Genomic DNA, 15,432 nt, shown 5'->3' with positions numbered 1-15,432 from the left:
AAACTTTGCCATGCCGCTGAATTTCGCCACCGTCCGCCAGAGCTGCCGCGCCGCGCTGCGCCGCCCGGCCTTCCTGATGCTCGCCGCGTCGACGCTGGCGCTTGGCATCGGCGCAGCAACCGCCGTATTCGCGCTGGTCGATGCCGTGCTGCTCGCGCCGCCGCCGTTTGCGCAGCCCGATCGGCTGGTGGTGATCGACCGTGCTGGCGGCCACCCCTGGCAAACCATTTCGCCGCAGCAGTACCAGATGCTGGCGGGCATCGACGGCATCGCGGCACTCGGCGCCAAGTACCCACCGCGCGACGTCAACGTCGCCGGCAGCGGCGATCCGGAACTGGTGACGGCGTGGCCGGTGGATGCGGGATTCCTGCCGACGCTCGGCATCGCTCCGCAACCCGGTCGCAACTTCAGCGCCGACGAGGATCGGCCCGATGCAGCGCCGGTCGCGATCCTCGGCCACGCCTTCTGGCTGCGGCATTTCAACGGCGCGGCCGACGTGGTCGGGCGCAGCGTGCTCATCGATGGCGTCGCCAGCACCATCGTCGGCGTGCTCCCGGCGCCGCTGCGTCTCGACGGTTCGCCCGACTTGCTGATCCCGCTGGCGCTACCCGTCGCCAGCAAGGACCAATCGACCAACCTGCTTGCCATCGCCCGGCTCGGTCCCGGAGCCGCGGCTGCCAGCGTCGGCGCAGCCGTCGACACCCACCTGCATGCGCGCGCCGATGAACTGGGCTTCAACGAACACTGGAATCCGCGCTTTGCCACCTCGCCACTGGCGTGGAACTTCAGAGCGGACGCGCGGCCCGTGCTGCTGCTGTTTTTGGCCTGCGCGGCCTGCGTGCTGCTGCTGGTTGCAGTCAACCTGTTCAACCTGATGCTGCTGCGCGCGCTCGGCCGCGGCCACGACAGCGCGGTGCGCGCGGCGCTGGGCGCATCAGGCGCGCAGCTGGCGTTGCCGGCATTCGGCGAAAGCTTGCTGATCGGGGTGCTGGGCGCACTCGCCGGCCTGCTGTTGGCAGGCGCGGCGCTGGTGCTGGCGCGTGGCTGGCTGCCGGACGGCTGGATCGATCCCGACACGCGCTTGCTCGGCTCGGCGTCGATCGCGTTCGCCTTCGTTGCGGCGCTGACGGTGGCGCTGCTGGCCGGGCTCTTTGGCGTCTGGCGCGGGCGCAGCGGCGCGGCGGCGCGGGAACTGGCTGCTGGTGCGCGCGGCGGCGGCAGCGTCGGTGCGCAGCGCTTCAGCCGCAGCCTGGTCGTGGCGCAGGCCAGCCTCGCCAGCGTGCTGCTGACCGCTTCCGCGCTGCTCGCGCTGTCGCTGTGGAAACTCTCGCAGGTCGATCTGGGCTTCGCCGCCCGCGAGGTGATCGTGTTTCGCCTCAATCCCGCGCCGGCGCTGTATCCGGATACCGCCGCCATGCACCATTTCGGCCAGTCGCTGCTCGACACGCTGCGCGCACAACCCGGAGTCAAGCACGCCGCGTTGACGACCACGCTGCCGATCAGTTCGCAATTCAACGTCTCGATCCATCTGCCCGATGGCAGCTCGCCGCCGGAAGCGCCACAGTTTCGTGCCGTCAGCACCGACTCGTTTGCCACGCTCGGCATTCCACTGATTGCCGGTCGCGCCATCGCCGCCGACGACCGCCCCGGCAGCGAGCCAATCACCGTCGTCAGCGCCAGCTTCGCCGCGCAATGGCTGGGCGGAGACGCGATTGGCAAATGGATCCGCTACGACACTGGCGGCGACACGCCGTTGCCGCCCATGCGCATCGTCGGCGTGGTCGGCGACGTGCACCAGTTCGGCCCGCAACAGGCCGCATTGCCCACGTTCTACGTGCCGCTCGGGCAAGTCCCCGATTCGATCATGGGCATCGTGCGCAAGCTCACGCCGCTCAACGCCATGGTCAAGGTGTCCGGCCCGGTCGCGCCGTGGTTCCCGCGCCTGCGCGAGCTCCTGCGCCAGGTGGATGCGCGCCAGGGCATGGCCGGCCTGCGCATGTTCGAGCGCGACGTGGCCGACGCCACCGCCCCGCAGCGCATGAACGCTCTGCTGGTCGGCACTTTCGCCATCCTGGCCATCCTGCTGGCGACTGTCGGCCTGTATTCCGTCACCGCCGTCGCGGTCGCCTCGCGCCGGCGCGAATTCGGCGTGCGCGCGGCGCTTGGCGCGGCGCCGGCGCGCCTGCTCGTCGGCGTGATCGGCGGCGGACTGCGCGATGTGGGCCTGGGTCTGGCGATCGGCCTGGCGGCCGTCCTGGCCGGCGGGCAGCTGTTGGAAAGCTTTCTCTTCGGCGTCCACGCCTTTGATCCGCTGACGCTGACCGCGACCCTGCTCGTGCTGCTCAGCGCCGGTCTGGCCGCCACGGCCGTGCCGGCGCTGCGCGCTGCGCGCACCGCACCCATGACCGCCTTGCGCGACGACTGAGGACATCCCAATGCTTGCCCATCTGTTCAAGGATCTCGGCTACGGCCTGCGCACCCTGCTGGCGCGACCCGGTTTTGCCGGCATCACCGTTCTCACGCTGGGCCTTGCCATCGGCGCGCACACGCTGCTGTTCGGTATCGTCAATGCGCTGCTGCTGGCACCGGTCAGCGGCGTGGGCGAAGCCGACCGCGTGGTCGAAGTCGGGCGCACCCAGGGCGGGCCGGGCCTGGAATCGATTTCCTACCCGGATTTCCTCGACTACGCCGTAGCGAAATCCTTCGACGGCCTCTATGCGTTCTCGCTGCAGGCCCTCAACGTCGCCAAGGGCGGCGAACCAAGGCGCGCGCTGGGCCTGGTCGTAAGCGGCAGCTACTTCTCGACCCTGCACGTCACGCCGGCGCTCGGTCGGCTGCTGATGCCAACCGACGACAGCGCAGCGGCGGCGCCTGCCGTCGTGGCGAGCTACGCGGCCTGGCGCGAGCATTTCAACGCCGATCCCGGCGCTCTGGGCAAACCTGTCTCCATCAACGGACATGCCTTTACCTTGGTCGGCGTCACGGCGCCCGGATTTCGCAGCCACATCGCCGTGCTCGCACCCGAGTTCTATCTGCCCTTGCAGGATATTGGCCTGCTGCGCGAAGGCGGCAGCGAGCTGCTCACCCAGCGCAAGTCGCAATGGCTGATGGCGGGCGGCCGACTGGCAACGGGCGTCGATTTCGAGACGGCGCAAGCCGAGCTGAGCACCATTCGGCACCGCCTTGACGCCGCCTACGCCACCGATGCGACGCCGGCCGGCGTCGGCATCGCGCCCTTGCGCGGCGTGCCGAGCCAATTGCGCGGCCCGCTCGGTGCATTCTCGGGACTGTTGTTCGGGCTGGTCGGCATGATCCTGCTGCTGGCTTGCGTGAACGTGGCCGGCCTGCTGATCGCGCGCGGAGAAACGCGCCGGCAAGAGATCGCCGTGCGCTTCGCGCTGGGCGCGCGGCGCTCGCGTGTGTTCTTCCAACTGTTCGCCGAAAACCTGTGGTTGGCGGTCGCCGCCGGCATCCTCGGACTGGTGCTGGCGATCTGGTGGCGCGCACTGATCCTGCACATGGATCTGCCAACGCCGATTCCGCTCAGCCCGCATATCCCGGTCGATGGCGCAGTGCTCGGTTTTGCAGCCCTGCTGACGGCTGCGACTGCGCTGCTGTTCGGCGCCCTGCCCACGCTGCGCGCGTCACGCCGCGCACCGGCCAGCGGCGGCGTGCTGGTCGCACGCGGTGCCGCGGGGCGCGGCACGCGTCTGCGCGAAACGCTTGTCGTGGTGCAGATCACGCTGACTCTGGTGCTGTTGATCGGCTCGGGGCTGTTCTTGCGCGCACTGCAGCGCGCAGCGGCAATCGACATCGGATTCAACGCCCAGCATGTCGCAAGCATGGATTTCGACCTTGAACCAAGCGGCTACGACGAAAGCCATCGCGCGCGCATCCAGCAAGCACTGCTCGACGGTGTGCGTGCGAGCACCGGGGTTGAACATGCGGCCCTTGCGGCAATCCTGCCGTTCAGCCTCAGCCGCATGACGCTCGGTTGCGTGCATGCAGCCGGCTTGGCCGAGGACGAGCTGTGCCCCGACAGCAACGTGGTAAGCGACGACTACTTCGCGACCCTCGGCATGGCTGTTCAGGGGCGCGGCTTCGATTCGCGCGACCGCGCCGGCGGCGCCGCGGCTGCGGTGGTCAATGCCAGCCTGGCACGGCGTATCGCCGCGCAGGGCGATGCGCTTGGCCAGAGTTTCCGTTATGGCGAAGGTGCGCAGGCGCGCGAGCTGACCGTGGTCGGCATCGTGGCCGATGGCAAGTACAGTTCACTGGGCGAGGAGATCAAGCCATTCCTGTTCCTGCCGCTGGCGCAGACGCCCTTCACCAGCACCAGCCTGCTCGTGCGCAGCACGCAGCCGTCTGCACCGCTGGCGCAAGCGTTGCAGCGCGTGGTGCATGAGCTCGACCCCAGCCTGCCCGTCGCCCAACTGCATCCACTGAGTGACACGCTGGCGTTGTCGTTGCTGCCGCAACGCATCGCCGGACTCGTTTCCGCCTCGCTGGGGGTGCTCGGACTGCTGCTCGCGGGTACCGGCCTGTATGGCCTGATCGCCTTTCATGTAGCCAGTCGCACCCATGAAATCGGCATCCGCCTGTCCCTCGGCGCCGCCCCGGCGCGCGTGCTGCGCGAAGTGATGAAGCGTGGCTTGCGCCTGATCGGTACCGGTCTGGCCGCTGGCAGCCTGCTCGGGCTTGGTCTGGCCCTGCTGATCTCCGGCCTGCTGTTCGGCTCGCGCGCCAGCGATGCCCTCGCCTTTGTCCTGGCCGGGCTGCTGCTCGCCCTGGTGGCGCTGCCGGCCTGCTACCTGCCGGCGCGCCGCGTCGTACGCATCGAACCTGCCACTGCCCTGCGCCACGACTGAGGAAACCCATGCCGCACGCCCTGCGCCTTGCCCCGCGTTCGCCCACCCCCGGCATCGCCCGCGAGCCGCGAGTGCATGTCGCCATCCTCGCCAGCTCGGCCTGGCCATTGCGCTCGCCGCTTGGCTGCCCGCGCGGCGCGCTGCGCATCGATCCGATGATCACGCGGCGCGAGGACTAGCGCGCCACCGCTTGTCTGCCCCCACCATCCATGCCATCTGGATACGCCATGACCGCATTTCAGTTTCACCGTGCCATGCGTCGTCTGCGCCGCGCACCCGCCTTCAGTCTTGCCAGTGTGCTGCTGCTCGGCCTGGCCTTCGGCGCACTCGCCTGTGTCAGCAGCGTGGTCAACGGTCTGCTCTACAAACCCCTGCCTTTTCCGGACGCCGATCGTCTGGTGACGGTGGAGTCGCGCATCCTCGGCATTCCCTTCGATGTTGGACTGTCCACGCCGCTGCGAGACGAGTTGGCACGCAGCGCGCAGAGCATCGATGCCATTGCCGCCTATCGCGGTGAGCAGATGGTGCTGCGCGACGAAGCCGGTCGCCGCAGCGGCACCTTGCTGGCGGCGCGGGTCGAACCGCAAGTCCTCGAGCTGCTTGGTGCACGTCCGGCGCTCGGTCGCCTGTTGCGCGCCGAGGACGTGGCATCGGGCGCAGCGCGCAGCGCGGTGCTGTCCTGGCAGGAATGGCAGCAGCGCTTCGGCGGCGCCAGCGACGCAATCGGTCGCATGTTGCGCCTGCAAGACCAGGATTACCGCGTGGTCGGCGTGCTGCCGCGTGGCTTCGTGTTCCCGGACGCGCAGACCCGGATATGGCTGCCGCTCGCCTTCAGTGCCGCCGACCACGAACGCTCGCGCGCCGGCAGCTTCGAGGGCACGCTGGCGGTTGCGCGCCTGCGTGGCGGCGCAAGCCTCGCCAACGCCGGAGACGAATTGGGCAACATCGCCCGATCGATCCCGGAGCTGGACAGCGCTTTCGGCAACAGTTTTCGCCTGCAGGTGAATCCGCTGCGCTCGCTGTGGCTGGGAGGGCGCCGCCAGGCCCTGCTGCTGATGCTGTTGGCAGTGGCGATGGTGTGGCTGGTCACGGCCGCCAATGTGGTGAACCTGTTTCTCGCCCGTGCGTTGGAGCAGCGCCAGCAAATGGCCCTCGCCGGAGCGCTTGGCGCCACCACCTCGCAGCGCGCTCAAGCTGTCGGCGCCGAGGCCGCTCTCGTCTGCACGGCAGGCGTGGCCGTCGGTGCCGCGCTGCTGCCCGCCGGTCTGGCCCTGCTGCGTCATTTCGACCTGCTGCCTGCCGGCGCTCCGCAGGTCATCGGCATCGATCCGCCCATCCTGCTGCTGCTGGCTGCGCTGGCGCTGATGCTGTGCGGGGTTCTGACTCTGGTCGGCCTGTCCGTCCAGCGCGGCAACCTGCACGCGATGATCCGTCAGGGCGGCACGCGCCAGACGACCGGTGGCGCGGCGCAAGCGGCGCGCAGAACCCTGGTGGTGGCCCAGGTCGCGCTGACCGTCGCCCTGCTGTTCGGTATCGGCGTGCTGCTGCGCAGCTCGCAGAACCTGCTGGCCGAGGATGTCGGCTTCCAGCGCGACCATCTGCTTTACGCCAGCCTTTCGGATCTCGTATCGGCCGACGCCACGCCCGAAGAACGCAAGGCGCGGCTCACCGACCTGGTCGATCGCACGCGCGCCCAACCCGGTGTCGTCGCCGCGGGGCTGGGCAGCATGGTGCCCTTCGGCACCAGCATTGCCACCACCACCTACACGCCGTCCGGGCTTGAAGACAGCAAGGAGCAACCGATTGCCTACAACCAGCAGGTCGATGCCGGCTACTTCGCTGCGCTCGGCATGCCGATCCTGCGCGGGCGCGCGTTCACGCCTGCCGAGGCACGCGCCGATGCACCGCTGGCAATCGTCGACACGCTGTTCGTGCAACGCCATTTTGGCGCAAGCGATCCGCTGGGCCAGCACTTCAAGATTGGCGTGGGTCCGGGCGTGGCCGACCGCGAAGTGACCATCATCGGCGTGGTACCGACGCTCAAGCAGCGCGCGCTGGACGAAACCGCCGAGCGAGTGTCCATCTACCAACCGAACGAGGCGCCGCCGTGGGCGGCGCTGGTGGTTCGCACCGCAGTCGATCCAGCCAATCTGATCGCTCCGATCAAGACCCTTGGTGCACAGGTGGCGCCGAAGGATGCGATCGGACCGATCGTGAGCCTGGAGCAGCGCATCGATGACAGCATCGCCGACCGCACGCGGCTGAACAGCCTGCTCGGCCTGCTCGGACTCACCTCCCTGCTGCTGGCGGCGGTGGGCCTGTTTGCCGTGTTGGCCTACGCCGTACGCCAACGCGTGCCCGAGTTCGGCGTGCGCATGGCCTTGGGCGCAAGTGCCGGCAACGTGCTGCGTCTGGTGCTGCGCCAGGGGTTCGTGCTGATCGGCCTCGGCCTCGCGCTGGGCGTACCGCTGGCATGGGTTTTCGCGCGGACACTGTCGGCACGCCTGTACGGCGTGGGTGCCTTCGATCTGCCGACCTTGTCGGCTGTTGCGCTGACTCTGGCATCGGTCGGTCTGGCAGCCTGCGCGTGGCCGGCACGTCGCGCCGCCGCCACCGACCCGGTCGTGGCGCTGCGCAACGAGTGAATGCCCCACAACCGGAGACCCGTCATGATCCGCCTGGAACAACTGGAAAAATCGGTGCCGCTGGCCAATGGCCGCCAGTGGATCCTTCGCAACATCACGCTCGACGTCGCCGAGGGCGAGTTCCTCAGCATCATGGGCCCATCGGGTGCCGGCAAGAGCTCGCTACTCAACGTGCTGGGCCTCATGGATCACGACTGGCAGGGGCACTTCGGTTTCGACGGCGTGGCGGTGGAACAACTCAACCCGAAGCAGCGCCAGGCGCTGCAGCGCGAAAAGATCGGTTTCATTTTTCAGCACTACCACCTGATCGACGACCTCAAGGTGTGGGAGAACCTGGATCTGCCGCTGCAGTACCGCGACGTGCCGGCCAAGGAGCGTGCAGCACAGGTCGCCGACCTGCTCGACCGCTTTCAGATCGTCGGCAAGAAAGACCTCTATCCGAGCCAGCTTTCCGGCGGCCAGCAGCAACTGGTCGCGGTGGCGCGCGCCGTCATCACGCGGCCACGCCTGTTGCTCGCCGACGAGCCAACCGGCGCGCTGCATTCGACCCAGGCGCGACAGATCATGGATCTGCTGCACGAACTTCATCGCGAGGGCGCAACCATCGTGCAGGTGACCCACAACGAAGCTTTCGGCAGCGAAGCCGATCGCGTGGTCCGTCTGGGTGATGGCTGGATCGAGCGTTCGGCCGGGGTATGATTCGGCCAGACCGGCGGAAAAAAGGACTGCCATGCATCGCAAGTGGCAGGAAGCGCGGAAGGCATTCGACATTGCGACGCGCCGCGACGGAAGGAAATGGGCGATGGTCACGCGGGGAACCTCGTCATCGACCGTGCCCCAATCGCCCGACCTGCGGACTCTGCCGGCCGCGCGCGAACGAGGTTTCGCAGCGGATCGGGCACTTGCGCGGCAGCAACCACCGGTTTGATTCGGCATGACCCAAGCGACCCTTCTCATCGCCGATGACCAGCGCGACATCCGCGAGGCGCTGCGCTTGCTGCTCAAGGCCGAAGGCATCGGCTGCGTGACCGTGGATGGCCCCGCCGCCGCGCTGGATGCGGTTCGCAAGCAAGCGCTGGATGCCGCTCTGGTCGATCTCAACTACACACGCGACACCACATCCGGCGCCGAGGGTCTCGAGCTTCTGCGCGAGCTGAAAAAGCTGGACGCTGATCTGCCAGTGATCGTGATGACCGCCTGGGGCACCATCGACATCGCGGTCGACGCCATGCGCCGCGGCGCCGACGATTTCGTCGAGAAGCCCTGGGACAACCAACGTCTGGCCAGCATCGTGCGCAACCAGATCGCGCTGGGCGCCTCGCGGCGCCGTGCGCGCCGTCTGGAAGCGGAAAACGCCATGTTGCGCGCCGACGGGGATGACGGTTTCATCGCCGAGTCGGCGCCCATGCGCAGCCTGATCGCAATGCTCGAACGGGTGGCACCATCGGACGCCAACGTACTGATCCTGGGCGAGAACGGTACGGGCAAGGGCGTGCTCGCCAGCCGCCTGCACGCCCGTTCGCGGCGCGCCGATGCTGCCTTCGTCAAGGTCAACATGGGTGGCATTCCCGAAAGCGTGTTCGAAGCGGAGATGTTCGGTCACGTCAAGGGTGCCTTCACCGATGCCAAGACCGATCGCATCGGCCGCTTCGAATTGGCCGACGGCGGCACCCTGTTTCTCGACGAAATCGCCAACATCCCGCCGAGCCAGCAGCCCAAGTTGCTGCGCGTTTTGGAAGACGGCGAACTGGAGCGCATCGGCTCCTCGCGGACGCTGAAGGTGGACGTGCGGCTGATATCGGCCACCAATGCCGACCTGACTGCCGACGTCGCCCGCGGCCTGTTCCGCAAGGATCTGCTGTTCCGCCTCAACACGGTGGAGCTGCACCTGCCGCCGCTGCGTGAACGCGGCGAGGACATCCGTCTTCTGGCCGAGGCCTTCCTTGCCCGCTTTGCCGCGCGCTACCAGCGCGAAGGCCTGCATTTCGCTCCTTCAGCCCTGCGCGCGTTGCAGGAATACGACTGGCCTGGCAACGTGCGTGAGCTCTCGCACATGGTCGAGCGCGCGGCCCTGCTCGGCGATGCTGCGGCAATCGATGATGCCGCGCTCAATCTCAAGCCGCCCGCAGCGTTGGACATCCGCGGCGCTGCGGCGCTCGCGGCCATCGAATCGCTGACCGTGGACGAAGCAGAAGAACGACTGGTGCGCGAGGCACTCGAGCGCACCGGCGGCAACATCCAGCGCGCTGCAAGCCAACTCGGTCTCAGCCGTCCTTCGCTGTATCGACGTCTGGCCAAATACGGCATCGAGAGCGGCAATTGAAGCCGCGCACGCCGCGCTGGAACTACGAACATCGCCTGTTGGCCGCGCTGCTGCTGGCTGCGCTGCCCGCCTTTGCTGCGCTCACCGGCGTGGCCCTGCATCTCTTCGGCGCCACGCCCGCACTGCTTGCCGGCCTGGCCCTGGTGGCGCTGGTTACGCTGGCTCTCGCCCTGACCCTGCGGGCGCGCGCGATTTTCCCGTTGCGCACGCTGGCCAACTTGCTCGAGGCCCTGCGCGAAGGTGACTACAGCCTGCGCGGTTCGCGTGCGCAGCGTGGCGATGCCGTGGGTGAAGTGGTGTGGGAAATCAATGCGCTGGCACAAACCCTGCGTGAACAGCGCCTGGCGGTGGAGGAAAAAAGCGCGCAGCTGGCCAAAGTGCTGGCGGCGCTGGATCTGGCTGTCTTCAGCTTCGACGCCAAGGGCTGCCTGACACTTGCCAATCCGGCTGCCGAACGCCTGCTCGACCGGCCACTGGGCGAACTGGAAGGGCGTTCCGCGCAAGCCCTCGGCCTTGCTTCATTCCTCAGCGGCGAGATCGCCGATGTGGTGGAACACGCATTTCCAGGCGGCAACGGCCGCTGGGAAATTCGCCGCGCACAGTTTCGCGCCGAAGGGCGCCCGCATCACCTGCTGGTCATCTCCGACCTCAGCCGCGCGCTTCGCGCCGAGGAACGCCTCGCCTGGCAGCGCCTGCTGCGCGTGCTCGGTCATGAACTCAACAATTCACTGGCACCCATCCGCTCGATGGCGGAAACGCTGTCCCAGCTGGTGCTGCGCGAGCCCCTGCCTCCGGACTGGCGCGAGGATGCCGCCAGCGCGCTCGGCGTGATCGCCGACCGCACCGATGCGCTGGCTCGTTTCATGGGTCGCTATACCCACCTGGCTCGCCTGCCGCCGCCCACGCGTGTTCGCGTGGACTTCGCCGCCATTGCCCGTCGCGTGGTGCGCCTTGAGCAACGCATGCTCGTCACTCTGATCGAAGGGTCGGAAGTCAGCCTGAGCATCGACGCGGACCAGATCGAGCAGGCGCTCATCAACCTGATCCGCAATGCAGTCGATGCGGTGGCGTTGAGCGGCCATGTCGGCCTGGACTGGCGCCAGGACGGCTCGTGGCTGCAGATCGAGATCGTCGATGACGGACCCGGCCTGCCGCCCAGCAGCAACCTGTTCGTTCCCTTCTTCACCACCAAACCCGGCGGTTCGGGCATCGGGTTGGTACTCACGCGCCAGATCATCGAACAGCACGGCGGCACCCTGAGCCTGCAAAATCGCAGCGATTCGCACGGCTGCATTGCCCGCATCCGCCTGCCTCTGGCTTGATCGGCGCAGTTCAGATCGCCACGTCGAAGCCATCGACGAACACGCGGTCGATCACCGTGATCGAGCCACGCATGCCGCTGGTGAGGTCACCGTGTTGCTCACAGTAGTAGCCGATCGTGCCGAGGCGATTGAACTGCCGCGACACCTGCCAGAGCTGCGCGCTGGGCGCGCCATGCAGGTTGCAGTCGAGCGCGCAGATGAAGCTGTTGTCATCGGCACGGACGTTGTGCAATCCACCGCCATTGACGAAACGCACGATGTCGCCCTGGTGGATCGTGAGTTGCGCCGGAGTGAAGGTCATGTCGTTGTTGGCTGTGACAACATGCACTGCCGCCTGTGCAGCACCTGCGCCGAGCAATCCGGCGCACATCAGGACCGCATGGCACGATCGGTTCGCGGCGCGCATGGCTCAACCCAGAAAACGCAAGTTCGCAGTGGGGAAATTGCCGAGGTTGGGCAACAGATCGGCGATCCCGCCGGCACTCACCCCGTACCACGCGGCAAGCGTCGCCACGTACTGATCAATTGCCGTGGTCGGAATGATTGCGCCATAGCCGGTATCGTCGGGATTGCTCGTGCCGGGATGGTCTTCGTCGTAGGGCGCGAGCGATGGCATGGCGCCATAGAAGCGTCCGCCACGCACCGCACCGCCAACCACGAAATGATGTCCGCCCCAGCCGTGGTCGGTGCCGCTGCCATTGACCGCGAGTGAGCGTCCGAAGTCCGATGCGGTGAACGTGGTGACACCGTCCTCGACGCCCAGCTCGACCGTCGCCGCATGGAAGGCCGCGATCGCTTGCGACAATTCCTGCAGGTTCGCGGCGTGATCGATGAGCTGGGTGCTGTGCGAGTCATAGCCGCCGACCGAGGCGTAAAACACCTGCCGACTCATGCCCAGCGAAGCGCGCACCTTGATCATCAAGGCGATCGCCGCAAGCTGGTTGCCCAGATCGGTGTCGGGGAATGGCGTGCTCAGGCGCACCCCGTTCAAGGCCGCGTTGAGCAGGGCCGCATTGGTGATCGCACGATTGGAAGTGTCGGCATAGGCACGCTCGAGCACGTTCGCCTGCGTACCCGCGGCACGCAAGGCATCGTAGGCGGCCAGACGTCCGGGGTCGTCGGGCAGCAACCACGAATCGGGACCATCGCCGCGAAAACTCATGCCGGGCACGCTGAAGAACGGGATCGGGTCACCGTTGTCATCGACGCCACCGGCCGCCTCTGCGGCCGCGTTCCAGGAATCGAGCGCGTACTGGTTGACGATGCTGCCGCGCTGGAAACGGTTGGAACCGGCCAGCGTGATGCTCATCGGCAAGGCACCGGCATTGGCGCTGTAGAGCATGTCGGCGACGCGACCGCCCCAGCCATCGGCATTGGCGTCATCCGGGCGCGCCGTCTGCCACTGGTTGCTTTGATCATCATGCGAATACAGCTGCGGTGGCTTGGGCACGAGATCGTTCTGGTACTGCGTTTGCGTGGTCGGCTGGATCAAGGTGCCCACGTTGGCGACGACCGCGAGCTTGCCGCTGTTGAACAATCCGCGCAGACCGGCGTTGCCGCCAGTCACCTGACCCAGCGATGGATGCATGCCGTAGGCGCCGCCATCGCTGGGCGGACCACCCGGCAGGCCGCCACCCAACGGCAGCGGCGTCAGCGCATTGGCGAGCAGGTCGGACTGCGCCAGCGCAAGCCCCTGCCGGGTCGCGGCGTAACTGGCGTAATGTGCGGCATCGTGCGGCGCGAGCGTGTTGAAGGCGTCATTGCCACCGCCAAGGAAGATGCAGACCAGGGCCTTGTAATCGCCGAAGGACGCCCGCGGCGAGGCCGCGGCCGCTGCCGCGATCAGACGCAGGTTGCCGAGTGCCGAAAACGCACTGACGCCGCCGAGGGCGGCGCAGATGCTGCGGCGGAGAAACTGGCGACGGTTCACGTGCATGGTGCACTCCTTGGCGCGGCCGTGGCGACGGCACGCGCGCGGCTCATTTCTGGATCGAGTATTCGGGCGAGGTGAGGATCAGGTACAGCACCTCGTGGACGCGGGCGAGGCCGAGGTTGTCGTAGTCGGCCGGCAGCATCTGGTTCAGGCGCGTCACCAGCACATTGCGCATGAAGGGCGACATCTGCCCGCTCATGAGCAGCAGGTTGTAGCGATCCACCAGCGCCGCAGGATCACCTTCGGCAATCACCGCGTCGGCGTTCTGATTCATCAGCAGCACGCTCGGATCGTCGGAACCCCAGCATGATTCGTTGCCGACGTGGTTGCAGAATATTTCCCAGAACAGTGTGTTGGCCAGGCTCGTGGTGGTCGTATCGGTGAGTATCTGGAATTCCGGACCGACAAGACCGGCTCCGCGCATCTCGCCTGATGGCGCGAAATCGGGCTTGAAGAAATTGAACACCGTTGGCGACTGCAGCGGGGACTGGCCGATCATGTCGACCAGCGGCGGCCAGGTGTTGAGGCTGCTGATGCGATTGCTGCGGATCGGATCGCCTTGCAGCGTACGGGCATGCAGCGCGCGCCAGATCTGGGTGAGCTTGAGCAAGGGCTCGCGCAGCTTCCCGTAGCTTGAGTAACGCTGCCAGTGACCGACGCGCGCCTCGGGATCGAGCAGAATCGCGCGCACCACGGCGCGCAGATTGCCGCGCACATGGGCTGCGCTGCCATCGTCGTTGAACACTTGCGCCACGCGCTGCACGTAGGCCGGCGAGGGATTGCTGGTGACCAGTCGCTGGATCAGCTGCTTGCCGATGAACGGGCCGACATTGGGATGATGGAAGATGTTGTCGAGCGCCTGCGTCAGTTCGGCCTGTGCACTGTTGGGAGGCAACACACCGCCGGCAAGTGCGACACCCGGATAGTCGAGCAATTGCTTGCTGGAGGTGTTGTCGTGCCAGATCTCGACCGGCTCCATCGGCAGCTGCCACTCGGGATCCTCGGCTTCACCGGGCCCGCACCAGAAATACTGGTATTCGTTGTCGGGGTTGTTGCAGCACAGTGGCACGCCGTCCTGATACTCGACGCTGCAACCGAATGAATTGAAATTCCAGCCGGTGAATACCGCTGCGAACCCACGCACCGTGGCCTGACCGTATGTCGGAATCGGCTGCCCGCCGGAGAGCTTGGGCGTGCCATCGAGATTGAGCTGCACCAGGCCAATCGAGAACAGCTGGTTGATCTCGCGCGCGTAGTTCTCGTCAGGATGAATGTTGGCCTCGGCGTCGGCCTTCTGGTTCTGGATCGAACTCAGGAACACCCCCATCGCGGGATGCTTGGTGACATCTTCAAGCAAGGTGCGGTAATTGCCGAAAGCATCGTCGACGAGCATGTCGTAATAACTCGCCAGCGCCCACGGCTGGCCGGCAAGGGTGCCGTTGCTGTTGGAGACTACGAAGATCTCGCTGAGGGCAAACGCTACCCGCTGGCGCAGCTGGTCGGTTGGCAAGGCGCCGTTGCGACTCGGGTCGGGTGTGCCGAGTGCGTTGATCGCCCAGATCTCGGCGCGTGTGCCGGTCCATTCGGCGACGACGTTGCAATACTCGTCGTCGCCCGGACACACCAGTTGCATCACCCAGTCCAGATACGGTGCTTGTTGCGAAGCCGGCGCGGCGAACTGCTCGTTGAGCCAGCCGTCGTAACCGACCACGCGCAAATGCGCGATCTCCGCATCGGTCGCGCCGAAACTTGCCTGCGCCAGAAAGCGTGCGGCGTCCGCATCGCTCGTCGGTGTGCCCGACAGCGCCTCGAAGCCGCTGCGGAACACCTGATCGGGGAAATGGCTTTGCGCCCAGGCCGGGCTCATGCCGCCCAAGCTGCCTGCCGCCAGGATTGCCGTGCACCACATTGCCGCAATACGCATCGCTGGCCTCCATGTTCGCCGAGCGTTTGGCGATCCTACGGCAATGCGCAGGCCGCCGGAACGCTCCGGCTCACGCTTTTCGCGTGCGGCGGGGGGAATTCCCGTGACGCGGTCCGCAACTTGGAGATGCGGATGCCGGCTGCGGCGGCGCCCACAGCAAGCGGTCGAGGTCGCGGTCCCAACCAAAGGCGGCAAGATCGACCCGTCCCTTGTCGACCAGCACACCCTCCGCGGCAAGCTGGCGGACCTGCTCACGAAACGCGCGACTGCCCGCGGGAAACGCGATGCGGCCATCGGAGCGCACTACGCGAAACCACGGCAGGCCTGCACTTGCAGGCTCACCCAGCACACGCCCGACCAGGCGCGCGCGGCCGGGCAGGCCCGCACGTCGTGCCACTTCACCGTAACTGGCCACCT

General features: G+C 67.0%; 11 protein-coding genes. 7 read left to right on the top strand and 4 right to left on the bottom strand.

What is annotated here, in order from left to right:
- Positions 1-10: 10 nt before the first annotated feature.
- The 7 genes from KF759_RS12055 (at position 11) to KF759_RS12025 (ending at position 11,158) form a co-directional block, all read left to right on the top strand.
- Positions 11-2,425: an ABC transporter permease gene (locus tag KF759_RS12055; protein WP_291225845.1), complete on the top strand. Its 2,415-nt coding sequence runs from the start codon at positions 11-13 to the stop codon at positions 2,423-2,425.
- 10 nt (positions 2,426-2,435) lie between these two features.
- Complete coding sequence (locus tag KF759_RS12050) at positions 2,436-4,868, top strand: ADOP family duplicated permease (protein WP_291225843.1); 2,433 nt, start codon at positions 2,436-2,438, stop codon at positions 4,866-4,868.
- A gap of 8 nt (positions 4,869-4,876) precedes the next feature.
- Positions 4,877-5,047 carry a hypothetical protein gene (locus KF759_RS12045; protein ID WP_291225840.1) on the top strand — a complete coding sequence of 57 codons (171 nt, stop codon included), beginning with the start codon at positions 4,877-4,879 and terminating at the stop codon, positions 5,045-5,047.
- A 48-nt stretch (positions 5,048-5,095) separates the two neighbouring features.
- Positions 5,096-7,513 (top strand): ABC transporter permease, encoded by a 2,418-nt coding sequence (locus KF759_RS12040; RefSeq protein WP_291225838.1) that lies wholly within the window; start codon positions 5,096-5,098, stop codon positions 7,511-7,513.
- 24 nt (positions 7,514-7,537) lie between these two features.
- Positions 7,538-8,212 carry an ABC transporter ATP-binding protein gene (locus tag KF759_RS12035; protein ID WP_291225836.1) on the top strand — a complete coding sequence of 225 codons (675 nt, stop codon included), beginning with the start codon at positions 7,538-7,540 and terminating at the stop codon, positions 8,210-8,212.
- A 235-nt stretch (positions 8,213-8,447) separates the two neighbouring features.
- The gene (locus KF759_RS12030; RefSeq protein WP_291225834.1) at positions 8,448-9,836 is read left to right on the top strand and encodes a sigma-54 dependent transcriptional regulator; all 1,389 of its coding nucleotides are present in this window, start codon (positions 8,448-8,450) and stop codon (positions 9,834-9,836) included.
- Positions 9,833-11,158: an ATP-binding protein gene (locus tag KF759_RS12025; protein ID WP_291225832.1), complete on the top strand. Its 1,326-nt coding sequence runs from the start codon at positions 9,833-9,835 to the stop codon at positions 11,156-11,158. Before KF759_RS12030 ends, KF759_RS12025 begins: the two co-directional genes overlap by 4 nt.
- A 10-nt stretch (positions 11,159-11,168) precedes the next feature.
- Here the strand turns inward: KF759_RS12025 and KF759_RS12020 are convergent, their stop codons facing one another.
- From KF759_RS12020 to KF759_RS12005, 4 genes are all read right to left on the bottom strand, one after another.
- A complete protein-coding gene (locus KF759_RS12020) occupies positions 11,169-11,528 on the bottom strand; it encodes a plastocyanin/azurin family copper-binding protein (protein WP_291225830.1) in 360 nt (119 codons plus the stop codon).
- 39 nt (positions 11,529-11,567) lie between these two features.
- Positions 11,568-13,094, bottom strand: a complete 1,527-nt coding sequence (locus KF759_RS12015) for a DUF1501 domain-containing protein (RefSeq protein WP_291225828.1) — start codon at positions 13,092-13,094, stop codon at positions 11,568-11,570.
- Between the two features lie 43 nt (positions 13,095-13,137).
- Positions 13,138-15,015 carry a DUF1800 domain-containing protein gene (locus tag KF759_RS12010; RefSeq protein WP_291225827.1) on the bottom strand — a complete coding sequence of 626 codons (1,878 nt, stop codon included), beginning with the start codon at positions 15,013-15,015 and terminating at the stop codon, positions 13,138-13,140.
- 70 nt (positions 15,016-15,085) lie between these two features.
- Positions 15,086-15,430, bottom strand: coding sequence for an MGMT family protein (locus tag KF759_RS12005; protein WP_291225825.1), 345 nt, complete (start codon positions 15,428-15,430; stop codon positions 15,086-15,088).
- Positions 15,431-15,432: the final 2 nt, after the last annotated feature.

Source organism: Dokdonella sp., assembly GCF_019634815.1.
Lineage (GTDB): Bacteria > Pseudomonadota > Gammaproteobacteria > Xanthomonadales > Rhodanobacteraceae > Dokdonella_A.
This window is presented reverse-complemented; position numbering and strand designations above follow the sequence as displayed.